Genomic DNA, 3,276 nt, shown 5'->3' with positions numbered 1-3,276 from the left:
TCGTCACCTCGGTCGGCCCATAGGCATTGAACATCCGCCGCCCGGGGGCCCACGCGGCCACCAACTCAGCCGGGCACGCCTCGCCACCGGTCACCAGCGTCGTCAATCCGGACAGACGGCTCCGGTCCAGAGTGGCCACCACGGTCGGGGTGATCAATGCGGCCTCGACCTGCTGTTCCTCGATCACGGCCGCCAGCGCGTCGCCAGCGTAGGAATCCGGCGGAGCCACCACCAGCGCCGCCCTCGAGGCCACTGCCCACAGCCATTCGAAGACCGAGGCATCGAACGTCGGCGCGGCCACCATCAGCACTCGAGCCCCCGGCGTCACACCGAACAACTCACGATGAGCTGCAGCCACTCCCAGAACACCGGCGTGGCTGATCGCCACCCCCTTCGGCGTACCGGTGGATCCTGAGGTGAAGATCGCGTACGCGGCATCGTCAACACTCAACGGCGCCAAGCGGTCAGCGTCGGTGACCGGCTCTGCGGAGCTGCTCGAAAGATCCAGCGCGTCGATATCGATTACCGGCCGCGTCCCCGTTCCGGCCACAGGATCATCACCACGAGCCAGCACACACACGGCTTCGACGGTGTCCAGTACCGTGGCGATCCGCTCAGCAGGGTGGGTTCGATCGACCGGCACATACACTCCACCGGCCTTGAGGACCGCCCACCAGGCGATCACCAACTCGGCAGATCGGCCCAACGCCACGCCGACCGCGCGCTCGGGGCCAACGCCCGCCTCGATCAATACCCGTGCCAGCCGGTTGGAGATCTCGTCGAGTTGGCGATACGTGTACTCCCGCGGGTGGTCCACCACTGCCAGAGCGTCAGGATCCGCCGCGACGGCCGTCGCCAACAACTCCGGAGCCAGGCCCACCTGCGCGTCGACACTGGCACCAGACCACCGGTGCAGCACCAGATCACGCTCGGCGCCATCGAGCAAGCCCACCTCGCCGACCACGACCGACGAGTCAGCCGCCACGGCTGAAACCACCTTGCCGAACCAGCCCACCAGACGCTCGATGGTGGACCGGTCGAACAGGTCGGTCGCGTAGGTCAGCACACCTGCAGCCATCGGGGCACCCGAAAGCTCGTCGGGAACCTCCCTGATGTCCACGTCGAGGTCGAACTTGGCGGTGCGGGTGACCATCGACATCGGCTCGATGCCGGCGCCTTCCAAGGCCACCTCGGGACGCACGTTGTTCTGGAACACCAGGGCCACCTGGAACAGTGGGTGGTGCGATGTGGACCGGGTCGGGTTGAGTTGCTCGACCAGCAACTCGAAGGGCACGTCCTGATTGCTGTAACCGTCCAGCGCTTTCTGCCGCACCTGATCGAGAACATCGCTGAACCTCTGCTGCGAGTTCAGCCCGACCCGCAACACCCAGGTGTTGACGAAGAACCCGACCAGCTCCTGTAGGGCCTGATCGTTGCGTCCGGCGATCGGTGTCCCCAATGCGATGTCCTCACCGACACCGGCCCGGTGCAGTACGACGGACATGACGGCCTGCAAGACCATCGAGGTAGTGACGTTGTGTTCTGCGGCAACCGCTTTGATACCCGCCCAGGTATCGGGATCGATGCGCAGATCGACGCCGTCGCCGCGGTAGCTCGGCGCCGGAGGACGGGGCCGATCGGTGGGCAGCGATACCACCTCTGGCAGACCCGCCAGCTCTTTACGCCAATAGGACAACTGCTCTGCGATCCGGCTGCCCGGATCCTCCAGGTCGCCCAGATGCTCGCGCTGCCACAGCGAGTAATCGGCGTACTGCACCGGCAGCGGCGTCCAGGCCGGAACCTTTCCCGCGCAGCGGGCCGCGTACGCGGCACCGACATCCTTGACCATGGGAGCCATCGACCATCCGTCGAAGGCGATGTGGTGCAGGACGATTCCCAGGACGTACTGTTCGGGGCCGACGGAGTAGATCTGGGCCCGGATCGGGATCTCGGTTGCCAGATCGAACCGATACCCCGCCAAGGCGACCAACTCGCCCATGACGGCAGCTTCTTGGTCCGCAGCCACCTTCACCACTGCCGGTCCTCCGCGTCGCCACAACCCCGGTTGTGCGGGCAGAACCTTTTGTGAGGGCACACCGTCGATGTCGGGGAACACCGTGCGCAGCGACTCGTGGCGATCGATCACGTCGTCGAGAGCCGATTCGAGCGCCCCGAGATCCACCGCTCCGTTGATCCGGAACGCGATCGGCATGTTGTATGTCGCCACCCCGCCCTCGAACCGGTTGAGGAACCACAGGCGTTGTTGCGCATACGACAACGGGATGATGTCCGGGCGCTGTTGAGGCACGAGCGGCCGACGTCCGCTCGAGCCCGAAACGAGGCGCAGCGCGAGTTGGGCGACGGTCGGTGCGTCGAACAAGGTACGCACACCCATATCGACGTCAAGGTGACTGTTCACCGCGGCGAGTAACCGCATGGCAGACAGGGAGTCGCCGCCGAGGTCGAAGAAGGAGTCGTCGATGCCGACCCGTTCCAACCCGAGGACCTGGGCGTAGATACCGGCCAGGATTTCCTCGGTAGCCGTGCTCGGAGCCCGATAGTGATCGGTGCCGGTGTATTCCGGCGCGGGCAGGGCCCGCTTGTCCAGCTTGCCGTTGACCGTCAACGGCAACGCATCAAGAGCCACCACGGCCGCGGGCACCATGTAGGCCGGCAGCCGCTGCGACAGCTGTGCGCGGACCACCACGGGATCAGCTGAACCGGTGATGTAGCCGACCAACCGCTTGTCCCCGGGACGGTCCTCGCGGACGATCACCACGGCTTGCTGCACATCATCGAGACCGGCCAGCGCCGTTTGAATTTCGCCGAGTTCGATGCGGTAGCCGCGGATCTTGACCTGCTCATCGGCACGCCCGGAATACCGCAACTGCCCATCCGGACCCCACGAGACCAGGTCCCCGGTCCGATACATCCGAGCACCGGGTGCGCCGAACGGGCACGCCACGAACCTAGCGGCGGTCAGGCCCGCACGCCGTACATAGCCGATACCTACACCGCGACCGGCCACATAAAGTTCTCCCACCACGCCAGGAGCAACCGGACGAAGCGACCGGTCCAGAACGAACAAACCAGCGCCGGGCACCGGCACACCCACCGGGACGACCCCTGAACCGGGCTGCAACGGGGCACTGATCGTGGCATACACCGTCGTCTCGGTCGGACCATACCCATTGATCAACACCCGACCCGGCGCCCACCGATCCACCACATCGGCCGGACACGCCTCAGCCGCCACCATCAACGCCGACACCGACT

1 protein-coding gene is annotated in these 3,276 nt (G+C 65.8%); it reads right to left on the bottom strand.

Annotated elements, in window-relative coordinates; translation table 11 throughout:
• On the bottom strand, positions 1–3,276 hold a 3,276-nt coding region (locus AC4ELS_RS17075; protein WP_499048284.1), incomplete at both ends, for a condensation domain-containing protein.

The organism is Mycobacterium shunyiense (genome assembly GCF_058270035.1).
The sequence above is the reverse complement of the archived record's forward strand: the minus strand, read 5'-3'. Positions and strand labels throughout refer to the sequence as shown.